The sequence below is a fragment of the Actinomadura hibisca NBRC 15177 genome (assembly GCF_001552635.1).
In the GTDB taxonomy this organism is placed as follows: Bacteria; Actinomycetota; Actinomycetes; order Streptosporangiales; family Streptosporangiaceae; genus Spirillospora; species Spirillospora hibisca.
In genome coordinates this window covers 1-17,605 of record NZ_BCRO01000107.1, presented here as the reverse complement: position 1 = coordinate 17,605, position 17,605 = coordinate 1, and the positions used below count along the sequence as shown (strand labels likewise).

14 protein-coding genes and 2 tRNA genes are annotated in these 17,605 nt (G+C 72.0%); 6 read left to right on the top strand and 10 right to left on the bottom strand.

The annotated features are described in order from the left end of the window. Positions 1-265: 265 nt before the first annotated feature. Positions 266-3,250, bottom strand: coding sequence for an AMP-binding protein (locus AH6_RS37105; RefSeq protein ID WP_067489920.1), 2,985 nt, complete (start codon positions 3,248-3,250; stop codon positions 266-268). A gap of 166 nt (positions 3,251-3,416) precedes the next feature. Then, positions 3,417-5,066 carry an AMP-binding protein gene (locus tag AH6_RS37100; RefSeq protein WP_067489918.1) on the bottom strand — a complete coding sequence of 550 codons (1,650 nt, stop codon included), beginning with the start codon at positions 5,064-5,066 and terminating at the stop codon, positions 3,417-3,419. Between the two features lie 260 nt (positions 5,067-5,326). On the opposite strand from AH6_RS37100, the gene AH6_RS37095 reads away from it, so the two are divergent. Beyond that, positions 5,327-6,316 carry an alpha/beta hydrolase gene (locus tag AH6_RS37095; protein ID WP_067489914.1) on the top strand — a complete coding sequence of 330 codons (990 nt, stop codon included), beginning with the start codon at positions 5,327-5,329 and terminating at the stop codon, positions 6,314-6,316. Between the two features lie 52 nt (positions 6,317-6,368). Here the strand turns inward: AH6_RS37095 and AH6_RS37090 are convergent, their stop codons facing one another. The 3 genes from AH6_RS37090 to AH6_RS37080 all read right to left on the bottom strand — a co-directional run bounded on the left by AH6_RS37090 (position 6,369) and on the right by AH6_RS37080 (position 7,555). Continuing rightward, positions 6,369-6,746 (bottom strand): DUF3054 domain-containing protein, encoded by a 378-nt coding sequence (locus AH6_RS37090; protein ID WP_067489911.1) that lies wholly within the window; start codon positions 6,744-6,746, stop codon positions 6,369-6,371. A gap of 66 nt (positions 6,747-6,812) precedes the next feature. Next, positions 6,813-6,889 (bottom strand) — tRNA-Met (locus AH6_RS37085). 45 nt (positions 6,890-6,934) lie between these two features. After that, positions 6,935-7,555: a TetR family transcriptional regulator gene (locus tag AH6_RS37080; RefSeq protein WP_067489909.1), complete on the bottom strand. Its 621-nt coding sequence runs from the start codon at positions 7,553-7,555 to the stop codon at positions 6,935-6,937. Between the two features lie 43 nt (positions 7,556-7,598). On the opposite strand from AH6_RS37080, the gene AH6_RS37075 reads away from it, so the two are divergent. Then, a complete protein-coding gene (locus AH6_RS37075) occupies positions 7,599-8,804 on the top strand; it encodes a cytochrome P450 (RefSeq protein ID WP_067489906.1) in 1,206 nt (401 codons plus the stop codon). Positions 8,805-8,870: 66 nt separating this feature from the next. Here AH6_RS37075 and AH6_RS37070 read toward each other — a convergent pair. The 4 genes from AH6_RS37070 to AH6_RS37055 form a co-directional block, all read right to left on the bottom strand. Further along, positions 8,871-8,947 (bottom strand) — tRNA-Met (locus AH6_RS37070). 50 nt (positions 8,948-8,997) lie between these two features. Then, positions 8,998-10,059, bottom strand: a complete 1,062-nt coding sequence (locus AH6_RS37065) for a YlbL family protein (protein ID WP_067489903.1) — start codon at positions 10,057-10,059, stop codon at positions 8,998-9,000. A gap of 28 nt (positions 10,060-10,087) precedes the next feature. Beyond that, positions 10,088-10,516, bottom strand: a complete 429-nt coding sequence (locus AH6_RS37060; protein WP_067489900.1) for a molybdenum cofactor biosynthesis protein MoaE — start codon at positions 10,514-10,516, stop codon at positions 10,088-10,090. Positions 10,517-10,526: 10 nt separating this feature from the next. Further along, complete coding sequence (locus AH6_RS37055) at positions 10,527-11,081, bottom strand: PPA1309 family protein (protein WP_067489898.1); 555 nt, start codon at positions 11,079-11,081, stop codon at positions 10,527-10,529. A gap of 176 nt (positions 11,082-11,257) precedes the next feature. On the opposite strand from AH6_RS37055, the gene AH6_RS37050 reads away from it, so the two are divergent. Beyond that, on the top strand, positions 11,258-14,143 hold the full coding sequence (locus AH6_RS37050) for a UPF0182 family membrane protein (protein WP_281180302.1): 2,886 nt from the start codon (positions 11,258-11,260) through the stop codon (positions 14,141-14,143). An 89-nt stretch (positions 14,144-14,232) separates the two neighbouring features. On the opposite strand, the gene AH6_RS37045 is transcribed toward AH6_RS37050, so the two are convergent. Next, entirely contained in the window at positions 14,233-15,315 is a 1,083-nt protein-coding gene (locus tag AH6_RS37045) for an NAD-dependent epimerase/dehydratase family protein (protein WP_067489892.1), read from the bottom strand. Positions 15,316-15,404: 89 nt separating this feature from the next. Between AH6_RS37045 and AH6_RS37040 the strand changes: the two genes are divergently transcribed. The 3 genes from AH6_RS37040 to AH6_RS37035 are packed head-to-tail and all read left to right on the top strand — an operon-like array spanning position 15,405 to position 17,493. After that, positions 15,405-16,775, top strand: coding sequence for a zinc-dependent metalloprotease (locus AH6_RS37040; protein WP_067489889.1), 1,371 nt, complete (start codon positions 15,405-15,407; stop codon positions 16,773-16,775). A gap of 23 nt (positions 16,776-16,798) precedes the next feature. Next, entirely contained in the window at positions 16,799-16,951 is a 153-nt protein-coding gene (locus AH6_RS44400; RefSeq protein WP_157431948.1) for a hypothetical protein, read from the top strand. Next, a complete protein-coding gene (locus AH6_RS37035) occupies positions 16,948-17,493 on the top strand; it encodes an NUDIX hydrolase (RefSeq protein ID WP_067489887.1) in 546 nt (181 codons plus the stop codon). Before AH6_RS44400 ends, AH6_RS37035 begins: the two co-directional genes overlap by 4 nt. The last annotated feature ends 112 nt before the right edge of the window (positions 17,494-17,605 follow it).

Below are 17,605 nucleotides of genomic sequence, written 5' to 3'. Positions count from 1 at the left end.
CACAGCCGCTTTCCCCGAGGACGCTGCACCGACTCAATCAGTGGGGGTCTACACCAGACCAACCACCCCAACCCCGCGCCCCGCACCCGACCAACAACCCCAGCCCGCGCGGGGTTAGGGACAGCGCCCACCAACCTCACCCCGCGCGGGTTTCCCCACCCAACCAACAACCCCAACCCCAAGGGGTCTGAGGGCAGAGCCCCCACCCAAGAAAGCACAGGCGAAGCTCCTTTTTCCAAAGCACAAGCTCAGCCCAGCAAAGCCCCTAACCCCCCGCAGCCCGCGCCGCCCCCACCCGCAACAACCTCCGCCGCGCCGACTCCGTCAGCGGCCGGTAAGCCCCCGCCTTATCCCGATAGTAAGAAGCCCCCTCCCCCGCCTTCGGCACCCCCTCCGCACGCAGCGGCGCAGTATGCAGCCGGTGCCCCGCCGTCAGCGGGATCTCCTCCACCACCCGCACCAGCGCCGGACGCAGCTCCGGTTCCACTCGTAGCAGCGCCTCCGACAGGTCCACCGGCTTCAGTTCCTCCGAGCCCCGCAGGCTCACCGCCGCCGCCGCGAGCTCTCGTCCGTCCACCTCGATCCCGTACACCGCCACCGCGTCGATGTACGGCAAGTCCCCCAGCGCGTCCCGCACCGGTCCCGGCGGCACGATGCCCTCGTCCGTCCGGATCAGTTCGGCGTCCCGGCCCACCAGCCAGTAGTCGCCGTCCGCGTCGCGCCGGAACAGGTCGCCGGTGATCGTCCAGGCGTCCTCGGGCGCGAACACCCCGCGCACCGGACGGGCCGCCGACAGGATCGCCGCTGGGCGCACCCGCGACAGCAACATCCCGATCTCATCAGGCTCGCACTCCACCGCGAACCCGTCCTCGCCCAGCACCAGCCGCTCGTTCTCCAGGTCGTAGCGCGCCAGCCGGACCTCCGCGCTGCCCGGCAGCGGACGTCCCAGCGAGCCCGGCTTCTTGCCACTCAAATTGACCAGGATCGCCTCACCGGCCGTGGACGCGTAGAACTCCAGCACCCGCGCGGGCGTGAAGCGCTCCTCCACCCGACGCCACAACCCGCGCGGCATCCCCGACCCGATGAACAGCCGCACCGCGTGGTGCCGCTCGCCCGGGTGCGGCGGCGCGTTCACCAGGTCGCGCAGCAGCGACCACGTGTAGGAGGCAACCGTCACGCCATAGCGGCGCGCCTCGTCCCAGAACGTCTCGGGGTCGTAGGCACTCGCCAGCGCGAGCCGCGCCCCGCTCGCCACCGCGCCGCCCAGGCTCATCAGCAGCGCCGACGGGTGCTGGATCGGCGTGATGCTGAAGACGGTGTCGGCCGGCGACAACGACGCCGACGACGCCGTGCCGAACGCCGACAGCGCCCACCGCCGGTTGGTGATCCGGCTGGCCCGCAGGTGCTCGCCATCCCCGGTGAACAGCACGAACGCCACGTCCCCGGCCCGCCCCGGGTTGGGCCGGTACCAGCCCGGCAGCTCGACCTCGTCCGGGTCGATCTGCTCCATGTCGGTCACCGGCAGGCCAAGGTCGCGCTCCCGGCCGCCGCTGCCGCCCAGCACGTACGTCTGCGCGCCCGCCAGACGGGCGGCGAGTGGGGCGTTCTCGGGGTCGGCGATGATCCGCCCGACCTGCGTCAGCCGCGCCTCGCGCTCGGGGTCGCCGTCGGGCCGCAGCAGCACCGCGACGGCACCGAGCCGACTGAGCGCCGCGAGCAGCGCCAACGCGGTCGGCCGGGTCTCCATCAGCACGCCGACCGCGTCGCCCTGCCGCACCCCGATGTGCACCAGGCCGCGCACCACCGCGTCGATGCGCCGCTTGGCGGCGTCCTGGGTGTGGGCGCGCCCCTGGTACAGGAAGAAGACGGCGCCGGGCGCACGCCGGGCCTGCTCGTCCAGCAGCAGTCCCAGCGACATGCGCGTGTTGGACTGGATGCGTTCCAGCCGGGCGAGGCGCGGCAGGTTCTGGGTGGCTTCCCCGGCGAGCTGGCGGGTGCCGCGCACCACCCGCACCGCCGTCCCGGCCGCCGACCGCACGGCGCTGGTGCCGATCCCGGCCGCCAGTTGCAGCCCGTACCCGGCGCTGCCGCCGGGCAGCGCGGGCGCGGCGGCCTCCGCGTTCCCGGTGACCGGCACGACGATCTCCGGCAGCTCGCCCTCCCCGGCGCGCCACCGCGTCCAGGCGGCGACGACGGGCCAGGTCTGCGCCATCGCGGCGCTGCCCACGACCAGGCCGAAGTGCCCGGCGCGCAGCGACGCCTCGTAGATCTGCGCGCGCGGCGCGGCCTTGCGGATGCCGCGCACCATCGGCGGTGCCGCGATCTCGTCCACCTCACCGACGAACGTCAGCACCGGGCAGGAGATGTCGGCCAGCGTGACGAGCCGGTCGCCGATGACGAAGCCACCGGTCAGCATCCGGTTGTGCTGGATGAACTGGCGGATGAACTCCGCCAGCGCCGGGCCGGGCCACGACACCCAGCCCTCGCGCTCCAGGAAACGCCGCTGCCGTTCGCGCGGCGCGAGCCGTTCGCGGTCGTGCAGCTGGAGGATGAAGTCGATGCGGCTGCGCACAGACTTGACCGGGCTCAGCAGCTGGAATCCGGTGCGCGTCACCCATCCCGGCACCGCGAAGCTCGCCAGCAGCGCGTCCGGGATGCGCTCGGCCCCCTCGGCGGCCAGCCACGAGGGCAGCCCGAACGGCAGGCCCACGCTGGTGTCGGCCGGGCTGCCGAACGTCACCAGCGACGCGATGCCCTTGCTGCGCCGGTAGGCGGCGGCCTGGTAGACGAACATGCCGCCCTGCGAGTAGCCCGCCAGGTGCACGTCCCGGCCGGTGTGCTCGCGGACGCGGTCGACGGCGTCGCTGACGGCCAGAACGTGGTCGGTGACGGTGCGTTCCAGCCCGCCCGGCTCCCGCTCGGGCGCGCCGAAGTCGATGACCCACGGGTCGACGCCCAGCCGGTGCAACTCCCCCACCGCGCTGACCCGCGTGGAGATGTCGTACACCTCAGAAGTGATCATCAAGGGCGGCACCAGCAACATCACCGGCCGCTCGTCCCGCTCCCCCGCCCCTTCCGGCTCCGGGAAGTAATGGCGCAGCCGGTAGACGCGCTGCTCGGTCACGACCTCGCAGGGGGAGGCGTCCTCGTCGGTGTCGAGACCGCCGAAGCGGGCGACCTCAAGGGCGTTCTGGGCGGTGGCGCCGAGGCGGGCGCCGAGACGCTGGAGCGTCCGTGCAACGGGGGGCATCGTTGACCTCTCGGTAAGTCACCGCCATGTTGTCCATTATTGAGCGGATTATCAACGCGAGCGCTGACAAAACGGCGGCCCTGTGGTTGACCTCATGGTCCACCACCAGGACCGCCGCCCGTCAGCACGGCGGAACGGTCGCCGTCAGCACAGCGGAACGCCCACCTCACCCGAGAACACGCGCCCCCGCCAAACGCCCCGCCTGCAACTGCTCCCACATGTACCGGCGACGCGGCTTGCCACTCGACGTCCGGTGGATCAGACCCGACCCGATCACGACCGTCACCTCCACGTCCTCACCAACGCGCCGACGCAGCAGCTCACGAACGTCCGCCTCCCACGGCGCGTCGTTCGTCTCGGCGAACAGCGCCAGCCCCTTGGTCCCCGCCCCCGGGACGGCGGTCACCACGATGCGGCCCTTGCCCAGCTTCGTCACCTCGGCGAGCTTGGACTCCAGGTCCTCCACGTAGACCGACCGACCGCGCACCTTGATGCTGTCGCCCATCCGGCCCAGCACGAACAGCTGGCCCTCGTGGAAGAAGCCCGCGTCACCCGTGTGCACCCGGCCGTCGATGAAGCGGGTGGACTTGCCCTCAGCCCCCGCGTAGTAGCCGAGGCAGGCCGACGGCCCGCCGACGACGATCTCGCCCAGCCGCCCCGGCTCCAGCTCGTTGCCCTCGTCGTCCACGATCGTGACCGGGACGTCCTCCTCCGGCGTCCCGCAACCAACGACCCAGCCCGCCTTCGCGCCCAGCGAGTCCGGGCCGAGGGTGTGCTGATCCAGCACTCGCACCGGCTCGCCGAACGCCAGCGACTCGTTGTCGGGACGGATCGCGAGCGGGTCGCGGTGCTCGTGGTCCATCGTCACCAGCAGCGTCGTCTCGGCCATGCCGTAGGCGGGCTTGAAGACCGTGCGCGAGAACCCGAACGGCTCCAGGAGCTGCGCGAACACCTCCAGCGAGTGCGGGTCGATCGGCTCGGCCCCGATCAGCGCCATCTTCCAGCCCGACAGGTCCAGCCCCTCCAGCTGCTCGGGCTTCACGCGGCGCGCGACGTAGGCGTAGGCGAACGGCGGCGCGGCGGTGTGCTGGGCGTCGGCGAAGCAGCGGATCCAGCGTGCGGGGTCGCGGATGAAGTGGTCGGGCCGCATCAGCCGCAGGTGCCCCTGCCGGGCGATCGGGGTCAGGAACGCGCCGATCAGGCCCATGTCGTGGTACAGCGGCAACCAGGAGGCGACGGTGTCCCCGTCCTCGTAGCCGGCGGTGCGGGCGATCAGCTCGCAGTTGGCCTCCAGGTTCTCCCAGGAGACCATGACGCCGCGCGGCGCGCCGCTGGAGCCGGAGGTGAACTGGAGGATCGCCAGCTCCCCGGCCTCCTGCACCGCGGCCTCGTGCGCGGCCTGGCGGGGCAGCCACGGGGAGCCGGGCAGCCCGGCCTGCTCCATGGCGCGCCCGGCGTACTCCGACAGCTCGGTGGAGGCGATGGTCAGGACGGGCTTGGCCTGGCGCATGATGGCCGCGACGTGGGCGACGTAGTCGTCGCCGTCCTGGAACAGCGGCGGGGTGATCAGGCAGGCGGTGGCGCCGGCGGCCCACACCGCGAAGTAGGTCTCGATGCAGGTGAAGTCGGTGGGCAGCACCAGGCAGACCACGTCGCCGGGGCGCACGCCCTCCTCGATCAGCGCGGCGGCGGTGCGCCGGGCGGCCGAGGCGAGGTCGCCGTAGTCGCGGAACTCCCAGCTCCCGTCGTCGGCGGCCAAGTGGACGCCGCGTCCGACGTGCGGCTTGTCCAGCCAGTTCCGCAGCGCAGTTGCCATCCCAGTGTTCCCCTTCGGCGTGCTCACCGTCACACACGTGACTGAGGGGTAACTTCACCAGCGACGCGACACTTCCGTCAACCGGCGCCCGATCACCGCCTTCCCGACGTTTGTGACCTCCGTTACAAGACGTCTGGGAAAATTGCGCACTTCGAGGGCTTCGCGACGCATGTGACCCCGTTGTACGGTCTCGCCACCGGCCCGCCGCTTCGTCGCGCCCGGTTCCCACCCCCGCTGTGCGACCAGGAACGAGGACCCGCATGGAGAACCGGCGTGCCTTCTGCCGAACCGCTGTGCTGTCCACCGGCGCGGCCGTGCTCGGCGGCGGCCTGCTGAGCGACGGCGCGCTCGCCGCCCCCAAGGGCGCGGTCGGCGCGACCGTGACGGGCGAGAAGTGGCTCAACAGCCGCACGCTGGACCTCACCGTGGCCTCCAAGGCGATGCGCCGGAACCTGAAGGTGCGGCTGCTGCTGCCCAGCGGCTGGAAGCGCAACGCGCGCCGGACCTGGCCGGTGGTGTGGGCGCTGCACGGCGGCAACGACCGCTACGACGCCTGGTCGAAGAAGACCGACATCGCCAAGCTGGCCGCCCGCCACCAGGTCATCGTCGTCATGCCCGAGGGCGGCTTCGCCGGTGGCTACACCGACTGGTGGAACTACGGCCGGGGCGGCTCCCCCGCGTGGGAGACCTTCCACCTGACCGAGCTGCGCAAGCTGCTGGAGGCCAAATACCGGGCCGGGAGCAAGCGCGCGGTCTTCGGCCAGTCCTCGGGCGGGTACGGCGCGCTGATCTACGCCGCCAGGCACCCGGGGATGTTCCGCTTCGCGGGCTCGTTCAGCGGGTTCTGCTCCACGCTGTCGCCGGGCGTGCCGGACGTGCTCCAGACGGGGCTGAGCGGGCTCGGCCCGTTCACCGACAAGAACGCCATGTGGGGCCACCCGATCTTCCAGAGCGGCGTGTGGCGCGCGCACGACCCGTTGACCCAGGCGTCGCGGCTGCGCGGCACCAAGCTGTACCTGGCGTGCGCGAAGAAGGGCGCCAAGGGCCCGCTGGACCGGCGGGACGCGCAGGCCGTCGACCCGGCCGAGGAGTTCTGCTACTACACGCTGAAGCCGTTCCTGAAGCGGCTCCAGCAACTCCGCATCCCGGTGACCACGAGCCTGTACCCGGTGGGCACCCACAGCTGGATCTACTGGCAGCGCGAGATGCACCGAGCCTGGCCGATCATGATGAAGACGCTGGGCGCCTGACGGTTGATGAAGGCGCTGAGGGCTGATGTTGAAGGCGCTGGGCGCCTGACGGTCAGTGGCTCGCCCGATGTGGCCGCCGCCGCGCGGTGACCGCCCAGGCCACCAGCCGCCACCCCAGCAACATCAGCGCCAGGAACAGGAACGTCACGATGACGAACGCGACGGCCGTCCCCTGACCCGAGATCACCCGCAGCGCCATCCCGAGCACCACGGTGGACGCCCAGATCCCGACGCCCGCGGGCACCAGGGCGTCGGCGCGCCCGCGCCAGGCCCGCGTCACGGTCCATCCGGCGGCGAGCCCGACCAGGAAGGGCCAGGCCGTCTGGGCGATCCCGGCGAGGTCGCCGGGCTCGGCGTGCGAGGCCCGGCCGATCGCCACGAAGATCAGAACACCGCACACGTCCAGCACCAGGGAGATCGCATTACGCACCCGACCAGGGTATCCAGCCCCGGGAACGCGAAAGGCCCGGAGGAAGATCCTCCGGGCCTCTCACCTTGGTAGCGGGGACAGGATTTGAACCTGCGACCTCTGGGTTATGAGCCCAGCGAGCTACCGAACTGCTCCACCCCGCGGCGATGTCTCAACTGTATGCGGTCGGAGCCCAAAAGCAAAATCGGTTACCGGGGCAGGCGCGCCGGGTGGGGCGCGCGCAGGGCGGCGGTGAGCATCTCGACCAGATCGGCGACGTAGTCGTCATGGTCGACCAGGGCGGACGCGGACCGGGCGCGGTCGGCCAGAGCCGCGGTCAGGAAGGCGATGAACGTCGCGATGCGCTCCCGCGCCGCCCGCTCGGGCAGGAACGTCCGGCACGCCTCCTCCAGCAGGCCGAGCTGGCGGGCGATCGCGGTGTCCACGATCAGCGGCGGCAGCTCGCCCCTGCGGACACCCGAGCGTCCGGCGACCTGCACGACCACGCACAGGAAGTCGCGCCCCTCCTCGGTACGCAGCTCGGCTGCGATCGGCTCGACGACCGCCGCCACCACGCCCCGCAGGTCCCCGGCGTCGAGGCCGGGCAGGGCGGCCGCGCGGGCGGGTTCCATCCGGTCCACCCCGGCCCGCAGGATCGCCGCGAGCAGGCCCTGCCGGGAGCCGAAGTGGTAGGTGACCGCCGAGTCGTTGGCCTGCCCGGCGAGCGCGACGATGTCGCGGGTGCGGGCGGCGTCCACGCCCTCGGCGGCGAACAGCCGGGCCCCGGCGCGCAGCAGCGCCTCCCGGGTCGCCCTTGCGTCTCTCGGCACGGCGGTGATACTAACAGGGGGCGTTACTAACGGAGGCCGTTACATGTACGAGCCGCTCGACCCGCGTTTCCAGGCCGACCCCTATCCCGCCTACCGGTGGCTGCGCGACGAGGAACCCGTGCACCGCCACGACCAGCCCCCGTTCTGGGCGCTGTCCCGCTTCGACGACGTGTGGACGGCGGTCCGCGACACCGCGACCTTCTCGTCCGCGCAGGGGCTGACCTTCTACCCCGACGAGATCGGCACGCTGGGCCTCGCGCCCACGATGGTGATGCTGGACCCACCTCGGCACACAGCGCTGCGCCGCCTGATCAGCCACGGCTTCACCCCGCGTCGCATCGCCGCGCTCGAAGGCATGCTGCGCGAGTTCGTCCGGGGCCGCATCGCCCTGATGGAGCGCAAGGCGGCCGACAACGAACCGGTGGACCTGCACCGCGACTTCTCCTCGCCGCTGCCCACCTTCGCGCTGGCGCACCTGCTGGGCGTCCCCGAGGCCGACCGCGCCCGCTTCGACCCGTGGGTGCGGGCCCTCACCACGTTGCAGGACGACGGCTTCGACCTCGCCTCGATCACCTCGGGCGGCGCGGCGGGGGCGGTGGCCGAGATGTTCGGCTACTTCGGCGACCTGATCAAAACCCGCCGCGCCGACCCCGGCGACGACCTGATCAGCGCGCTGACCGCCGCCGAGGTGGCCGGCGAGCGCCTGACCGACTGGGACATCCTCGGCTTCGCGTTCGTGATGGTGGCGGGCGGCAACGACACGACCGGCAACCTGATCTCGCACGGCGTCATGCTGCTGGACGATCACCACGACCAGCGCGAGCGCCTGGCCGCCGACCCGTCGCTCATCCCGAACGCCCTCATGGAGTTCCTGCGCCTGGAGGGCTCGGCGCAGGCGCTGGGCCGCACGACCACCCGCCCGGTCGTCCTGCACGGCGTGGAGATCCCGGCGGGCGAGAAGGTGATGATGCTCTACGGCGCGGCCAACCGCGACGAGCGCGAGTTCGGCCCCACCGCCGACCACCTCGACATCACCCGCGACATCCCGCGCCACCTGGGCTTCGCGACGGGCCCGCACTTCTGCATAGGCTCCCACCTGGCGAAACTGCAGGCCCGCATCGCCCTGGAGGAGCTCTACCGAGCCCACCCGCACGCAGGCGTGGACCGGACGACGGCCAAACGGATCGCCTCCCCCTTCACGAGGGGCTGGCACACCCTCCCCGCAACGGGGATCGTTCCGGCGGCGTAAGGCGAAGACCTGTCCGACCCGGGGAACGCGAAAGGCCCGGAGGAAGATCCTCCGGGCCTTTCGACCTGGTAGCGGGGGCAGGATTTGAACCTACGACCTCTGGGTTATGAGCCCAGCGAGCTACCGAACTGCTCCACCCCGCGGCGATGTCTTAACTCTAGGGCATCCTCGCGGGAAGGCCAAATCGGTTCCGTCAGGAGCCCTCGCAGGACGGGATCGTGCCCTTCGCGCCGTTGAGCGCGTTGATGGACTCCACCGCGCCGTGCAGGGTGTCGGCGCGGACCAGGCGCAGGCCGTCGGGCCTGGCGGACATCGCGTCGGCGCAGTTGTCCTTGGGGGTCAGGAAGACCGTCGCCCCGGCCCGGCGCGCGGCGATCAACTTCTGCTGGATGCCGCCGATCGGGCCGACCCTGCCCTCGGGGGTGATGGTGCCGGTCCCGGCGATGAACTTGCCGCCGGTCAGGGCGCCGGGGGTCAGCTTGTCCACGATGGCCAGCGAGAACATCAGGCCCGCGCTGGGGCCGCCGATGTCGCCGACGCTGATGTCGATCTTGAAGGGGAACTTGTAGCGGTCGCCCAGCACGATGCCGACCATCGGCCGCTGGCCGCCCTTGTCGTCGGGGATGGCCGCGGTGGTCAGATCGATCTTCTCTTCCTTGCCGTCGCGCCGCACCGTCACCGTCACCCGGTCGCCCGGCTTGCGCTTGGCCACCAGCTCGGTCACCTGGGAGACGGTCCCGGTCTTGGTGCCGTCCACCGCCAGCACCTCGTCGCCGGGCCTGATCTTCCCGTCGGCGGGCTTGCCCTTCTGGACGCTGTCCACCAGCACCTGGGTGCTGATCGGGATCTTCAGCTCGTTCAGGGCGGCGGCCTCGGCGCTCTCCTGCGAGTCGCGCATCTGGCGGGTGTTCTCCTGGTCCACCTGCTCGGGCGACTCGTTCTTGGGGAAGACCGTCTCCTCGGGCACCACGGCCACCTCGCTCTCCAGCCAGCCGCGCAGCGCCGTGATCAGGTCGATCCGGCCGCCCGGCCCGCCCCGGTAGGTGACGGTGGTGAAGTTGAGGTGCCCCTGGTCGGGGTAGGTGGGCCGCCCGTCGATCTTGATGAGCGGCTCGCCCTTGTCGTTGCTGCCCAGCGTGTTGCTCGTCGGCCCCGGCATCAGCACGACGTACGGCACGGGCATGAGCGAACCTGCGAGGGCGAGCACGAGGACGAGCACGCTCGCGACGGTGAGCGTGACGGCGCGACGAGACATGCCGGAAACTCTATGCGGAACGGACCCTTCAGCAGGCCCCGACCCACTCCTCGTCCCCGTCGGCGAACAGCTGGTGCTTCCAGATCGGCACCTGCGCCTTGAGGTCGTCGATCAGCCGGCGGCACGCCTCGAACGCCTCGCCCCGGTGCGGGCAGGACGCCGCCACCACCACCGCCAGGTCGCCGATCTCCAGGTCGCCGACCCGGTGCACCGCCGCCAGCGCCCGCACCGGGAAGTCGGCGGCGACCTTCTCCATCACCTTGCGCAGCTCGGCCTCGACGGTCGGATGCGCGCTGTAGGACAGGGCCCGGACCGCGCGCGCGTGGTCGGAATCGCGGACGGTGCCCACGAACAGCGTGGTGCCGCCCGCGCCCGGGTCACCGACCGCGCCGAAGACCTCGTCCACCGACAGCGGGGCGTCGCGGATGCCGATCAGCTTGATGACGTCGTCGCTCACGCCCCGCAGGCTACCCCTCGGCGGCCGGTTCCGGTTGGTGCGGAACGGCCGGTTCGTCCGGCTCCAGGGTCGCGGCGAGCACGTCGGCCAGCACCGGCACCAGGTCCGGGCCGACCAGCACCTCGTCGTCGGTGTCGTGGCGGCGCAGCCGCAGCGCCGAGTGGCGGGTGCCGTCGCGCAGCACGCCGACGACCATGCGCACGTCCTCGCGCTTGGGGTGCTCGGCGGCCCAGCGGGCGGCCTCGCCGGCGTCCTCGGGGATCTCCTCCTCCACCTCCGGCGGCAGCACGACCCGCTCCAGCACCAGCGCGCAGCCGGTGACCGCGTCGGGCCAGGCGATCGCGGCGAGGGTGTCCTCCACCGACGCCTCCGCCGGCAGCGGCGGCTGCTCCAGGGCGGCCAGGGTGTCGGTCTCGGCGGGCAGCTCCAGCTGCTGCGCCAGCTCCGGCTCGGAGCTGCGCAACTCGGCGCTGCTCACCAGGGCGTACAACTTCGGCGGGGCGTCCCAGCCCTCCTGGGCGGAGTGGCGTTCAAGGTCCAGCACGACTTCTTCGAGAAGACTCACGGGGCCATCTTTCCCCCAATCGGAGCGGGGAAATGCGGGAACCCCCGCGCAAGTCGGTAAGTTGCATACACAGCACCGGCGGCGCGCCGGTGGTGCGCGACCCTGAACGGAGGGGCCTCTTGACCTTCCGGACTCCCGGATTCGGGCGCCGGCTCGGAACCGGCCGGACCAGACTGGTGCTGCCGGTCCTGGTGACCCTGGCCGTGCTGCTGATCGCCTTCATGGTGTTCACCGCGATCTGGACCAACGTGTTGTGGTACCGCTCGGTCGGCTTCTCCTCGGTCTACACGACCGAGCTGTGGGCCAAGACGGTGCTGTTCGTCGGGGCCGGCGCGCTGATGGCGCTGGTCGTCGGCGCCAACCTGGTGATCGCCTACAAGCTGCGCCCGGCCTACCGGCCGCTGTCGATCGAGCAGCGGGGCCTGGAGCGCTACCGCACCCTGATCGACCCGCGGCGCAAGCTCATCATGATCGGCTCGCTGGGCCTGCTGGCGCTGCTGACCGGCTCCTCGGTGGCCGGGCAGTGGCGGGTGTGGCTGGCGTTCCTGAACCGCACGCCGTTCGGCGTGAACGACCCCCAGTTCGGCAAGGACGTGTCGTTCTACGTCTTCACCTACCCGTTCCTGCGGCTGGTGCTGGGCGTGGTGTTCGCCACGGTGATCCTGTCGATCCTCGCGGCGGTGATGGTCCACTACGTCTACGGCGGCCTGCGCGTGCAGGGCCCCGGCGACAAGGCGAGCCCGCCCGCGCGGGCGCACCTGTCGGTGCTGGTGGGGCTGTTCGTGCTGCTGAAGGCGTTCGCGTACTGGTTCGACCGGTACGGCCTGGTGCACTCCGAGCGCGGCGTCGTCACCGGCGCCGCCTACACCGACGTGAACGCGCTGCTGCCCGCCAAGACGATCCTGGCGGTCATCGCGCTGATCTGCGCGGCGATGTTCTTCGGCAACATCGTGCGGCGCGGCATGATGCTGCCCGGCGTCGGCTTCACGCTGCTGGTGCTGTCGGCGATCCTGGTCGGCGGGGTGTACCCGCTGCTGATCCAGCAGTTCCAGGTGAAGCCGGACGAGCTGGCCAAGGAGCAGCAGTTCATCAAGCGCAACATCGACTTCACCCGCCGCGCCTACGGCGTGGAGGGCGTGAAGGCCGAGCCGTACGGCACCAAGCCCGAGATCGACAAGACCAAGCTGCGCCAGGAAGCGGGCAAGCTGTCGGGCGTGCGCCTGCTCGACCCCAACGTGGTCGGCCCGGCGTTCCAGCAACTCCAGCAGATCCGCCAGTTCTACAAGTTCCCCGACGCGCTGGACGTCGACCGCTACCAGATCGACGGCAAGACCGAGGACTCGGTCGTCGCGGTCCGGGAGCTGTCGGGCGCCCCGGCGGGCCAGGCGGGCTGGGTGAAGGACCGGCTGCTCTACACCCACGGCTACGGCCTGGTGCGCGCGGCCGGTGACCGGGTGGAGAGCAACGGCACCCCGGCGTTCGTGCAGAAGGACATGCCCGCCACGGGCAAGCCCGAGCTGTCCCGGCCGGAGATCTACTTCGGCGAGCGCTCCTCGTCGTACTCGATCGTCGGCGGCAGGGGCCAGCAGGAGCTGAACTACCCCGACCCGAGCGTGCAGGGCGGCCAGCGCAACACCACCTACGCGGGCTCCGGCGGCGTCAAGGTGGACTCCTTCTTCAACCGGCTGCTGTTCGCCGCCAAGTTCCAGGACAAGAACATCCTGCTGTCGGGCGCGATCAACCCCGACGCCAAGATCCTCTACAACCGCACGCCGCGCGAGATGGTCAAGCGCGCGGCCCCGTGGCTGACCCTGGACGGCAACCCCTACCCCACCGTGGTCAACGGCCGCGTCCTGTGGGTGGTGGACGGCTACACCACCTCCAACGGCTACCCCTACGCCCAGCAGACCAGCCTCGGCAACGCCACCCGCGACACCATCACCGAGACCCGCTCGGCGGTGGCGCAGCAGGCCAACGACCACATCAACTACATGCGCAACTCCGTCAAGGCGACCGTGGACGCCTACGACGGCTCGGTGAACCTGTACCTGTGGGACGAGCAGGACCCGGTCGCCAAGACCTGGAGCAAGGTCTTCAAGGGCACCGTCAAGCCCAAGGCGCAGATCCCGCCGCAGCTGGCCGAGCACCTGCGCTACCCCGAGGACCTGTTCAAGGTCCAGCGCATGATCCTGGCCAAGTACCACGTGACCGACGCCGCGCCGTTCTACAGCGCCGAGGGCTTCTGGGAGGTCGCGCCCGACCCGACCAGCAAGGGCAAGACCCAGCCGCCGTACTACCTGAGCCTCCAGATGCCCGGCGAGAGCACGCCCAAGTTCTCGCTGACCTCGGTGTTCACGCCCAAGGACCGGCCCAACCTGGCCGCGTTCCTGGCCGTGGACTCCACCGCGGGCGAGGGCTACGGCCGGCTGCGGCTGCTGGAGATGCCGACCAAGGACCAGGCCGACCTGCAGCAGCCGCGCGGCCCGGCGCAGGTGCAGCAGGACTTCGAGTCCAACGACGCGATCAAGGCGCAGCTGTTCAGCCTGCGCAACACCGGCACCGAGACCCGGCTGGGCAACCTGCTGACGCTGCCGTTCGGCGGCGGCCTGCTGTACGTCGAGCCGGTGTACGCGCAGAGCTCGGAGGCCAACCAGGCCCCGTACCCGATCCTGCGCTACGTGCTGGCCAAGTGGGACGACAAGGTCGCCTACGGCCGCAACCTCCAGGAGGCGCTGACCCCGCTCTTCGAGGGCGCCCCGACGGGCACCAAGCCGCCGGACAAGGGCGGCCAGCCGACGACGGGCGGCGGGGCGCTGACGCCGGAGCTCCAGCGGGCGATCAACGACCTCCAGGCGGCGATCGACGAGTTCAAGGCCGCCCAGGCCAAGAACGACTACACCGCCATGGGCGCGGCGTGGAAGAAGATCGAGCAGGCCAGGCAGGCGCTGTCCTCGGCCCGGGACGCGGCGGCCAAGCAGGGGACGGCCCCGGCCCCCCAGCCGACGGGCGCCCCGACGCCCGGCCCGTCCGGCTCGCCGGGCCCCACCCCGCCCGCGGGGTGACCCGGTTCAGCCCCGGGTGAAACCGGGCACGACGGCGACGGCCGCGGGATCCATCGTGATCCCGCGGCCGTTCCCGTTGTATGAGCAGTTCATCGACGGCGCTTGCGGGCCCGCCGGATGGCGGCCGCCGCGCCGATCGCCGCGACGGTCGCGCCCGCGGCGGTGGCCATCGTCGCCTCCTTGCCGCCGACCCGCCGACCCACGACCGCGTGCCGCCCCGCGACCTCCTCCATCAGGACGCGCAGCGCGGTGGCGTTGTCGTAGACCGGCTTCCAGCCCGCCTCGCGCAGCCGGGCGGCGTCCACCACCCACGGGTAGGCCACGTAGTGCAGGTCGCTGGCGGGGGCCGGGGTGACGCCGAGCCGGTGCAGCCGCTGGGCCATCCCGAACGTCAGCGCGGCGGGCAGCTCGAAGCCGCGCTTGCCGGTGATCTCGTTGACCTCCTCGGCCCCGAGCCAGCCGTCGCAGCCCACTCCGATCGGTCCGGCGAGGCCCTCGGCCACCACGACCTCCAGGGCCGAGGCCAGGTCCTCGACGTGGCAGAACTGCCAGCCGGGCGTGGAGCCCTTCACCGACAGCAGCCGGGGCGCCTCGAAGTGCCGGGTGATCACGGTGTCGATCCCCGGCCCCACCAGCGCGGCCGGGCGCACCACGGTGACCTCCAGGCCCGGGTGCACCGCCGGGGCGCCGGCGGCCAGGTCCTCGATCTCCAGGAAGTCCCCGGCGATGGACTGGTCGGCCTCGGCCAGCAGCGGCGCGTCCTCGTTCAGCGGGACGGGGTTGTCGGGCCCGGCGCCGTAGACCATGGCGCTGGTGACCAGGACGGCGCGGCGCACCCGGGCGGCGGCCGCGGCGGTCACCACCGTCTGCGCGCCGCGCACGTTGTGGGTGCGGCGCTCGCGGGGGTCGACCGACGGGGAGCGCTCCAGGTCCAGGTGCACGATCACGTCGACGTCCGACAGCCGGTTGGACAGCAGCGGATCGCGGATGTCCACGACGCGCCAGGTGACCCCCGGAACGTCGCCGCGGTGGCCGTCGATCGCGACGACCTTGCGGATGTCCTCTCGCTCGGCGAGCCGGGCGGCCAGCAGCCGCCCCGCACCCGTGGCCGCGCCGGTGACGGCGACGACCGGGCCCTTGCTACGCCGAGGGCGAACCTTGCCCGTTGCCACGGGGGTGCCCCCTTCCTTGTGTACGCGACCTCGCCGGGACCGGCTAACGTTGCGGATATGAGCCCATCATGCATCCCAGGGGCAAACCGATGAGTGACACTCCCTTCGGCTTCAACCGTCCAGGCGACGGAGACGACGACAAGCCCCAGGATCCATTCAAGGCCATGGGCGGCGACATGGGGCAGTTCGCCGACATGCTGCACCGCTTCGCCGACATGATCGGCGGCCAGGCTGCCGGCGGCGGCGGGGACGGCCCGCTGAACTGGGATCTGGCCAAGAACATCGCCCGGCACACCGTGGTCGAGTCGGGCGATCCCTCGATCGTGGACGCCGAGCGGCGCCAGGTCACCGAGGCGCTGCGGCTGGCCGACCTGTGGCTGGACGAGGGCACCGCCCTCCCGGCCGGCATCCGCACCCCGCAGGCGTGGAGCCGGTCGGAGTGGATCGAGCAGACGCTGCCGGTGTGGTCCAAGGTCTGCGACCCGATCGCCGCGCGCATGGTGGAGTCCATGGGCGGCGCGCTCGGCGGCGGCGAGATCCCCGCCGAGATGGCCGCGATGGCGGGCCCGCTGATCGGCATGGTCAAGCAGATGGCCGGCGCGATGGTGGGCGGCCAGGCCGGGCAGGCGCTGGGCGCGCTGGCGCTGGAGGTGACCGGCTCGGCCGACGTGGGGCTGCCGCTGGCGCCCGACGGCGTGGGCGCGCTGCTGCCGTCCGGCGTCGAGGCGTTCGGCAAGGGCCTGGAGGTCTCCGAGGACGAGGTGCGGCTGTACCTGGCGCTGCGCGAGGCCGCCCACCAGCGGTTGTTCGCGCACGTGCCGTGGATCCGCAGCCACATCCTCGGCGCCGTCGAGGACTACGCGCGCGGCATCACCGTCGACCTGTCGGGCATCGAGCAGGCCGTGCAGGGCCTGGACCTCGCCAACCCCGAGGCGCTCCAGGAGGCGCTGGGCGGCGAGTTGTCGCTCCAGCCCGAGGAGACCCCGCAGCAGAAGGCGGCGCTGGCCCGGCTGGAGACCGTGCTCGCGCTGGTCGAGGGCTGGGTCGACACCGTGGTCAACGAGGTCGCCGAGGGGCGGCTGCCCGGCTCGGTGAAGCTGGCCGAGGCGGTGCGCCGCCGGCGCGCCACCGGCGGCCCGGCCGAGCGGACCTTCGCCACGCTGGTGGGGCTGGAGCTGCGGCCCCGGCGGCTGCGCGAGGCGGCGGCGCTGTGGCGCACGCTGACCGAGGTGCGCGGGTCGCAGGGCCGCGACGCGATCTGGGAGCACCCCGACCTGCTGCCGACCGCCGACGACCTGGACGACCCCGAGGGCTTCGTGCACGGCCGCGACGAGCTCTCCGACCTGGACATCTCCAAGCTGACCGAGGCCCCCGAGGCCAAGGCCGACGACGCCGGGGACGAGCCGAAGAAGGACGACGGGGAGCAGGGCCCCGGCGACGGGCCGGAGCCCCGCCCGTGAGGTTCCGTCCGGGCGGATCCCGGGTGAACGGCTGCCTGCTGGAGCCGGGGTCGGCGACGGTGGCGGTGCGGCGGCGCGTCAAGCGGTCCGGGCTGTGCTGGCAGCGCCCTCTCGACCAGGAGCGCCGCCGGCGGCACCCGGCCAACTCGCGGTACCCGCGCGTCGGCGGCGCATGACGGCCGACGCCGGAGCGCTGCACGCCGACGCGGTGCGGGTCCTGGAGTCCTGGACCGCGCCCGACGAGGAGCAGGAGGGGGTCCGCCGGGAGTTCCTGGAACACCTGGCGGACCACCCCGACGGCATGTGGCGCGCGTGCGTCCCGGGCCACCTGACCGCCAGCACGCTGGTCCTGGACGCTTCCGGGACGCGGGTGCTGCTGACCCTGCACGGCAAGGTCAAGGCGTGGTTGCAGCTCGGCGGGCACTGCGAGGCGGGCGACCGCACGCTGGCCGGGGCGGCGCTGCGCGAGGCCACCGAGGAGTCGGGCGTCCCCGGCCTGCGGCTGTCGCCGGGGCCGGTGGCGCTGGACCGGCACCGGGTGGGCTGCCACGGCGGCTCGTGGCACCTGGACGTGCAGTACGTGGCGATCGCGCCGCCGGACGCCCGCTACACGATCAGCGACGAGTCCGACGACCTGCGCTGGTTCCCGGTGGACGCGCTCCCGGAACCGACCGACGACGCGCTGCGACGCCTGGTAGCCCGCGCCACGGCGTCCTGACGGTCCGGGGATCCGAGTGTCCGAAGCCATTCGTCTCAACGACCTTGACCGTCGCGCGAGTGCCTAACTGACGCGGTGAAGCGACGTCGAAGGCGAGCTTCGCCGCGTCAGA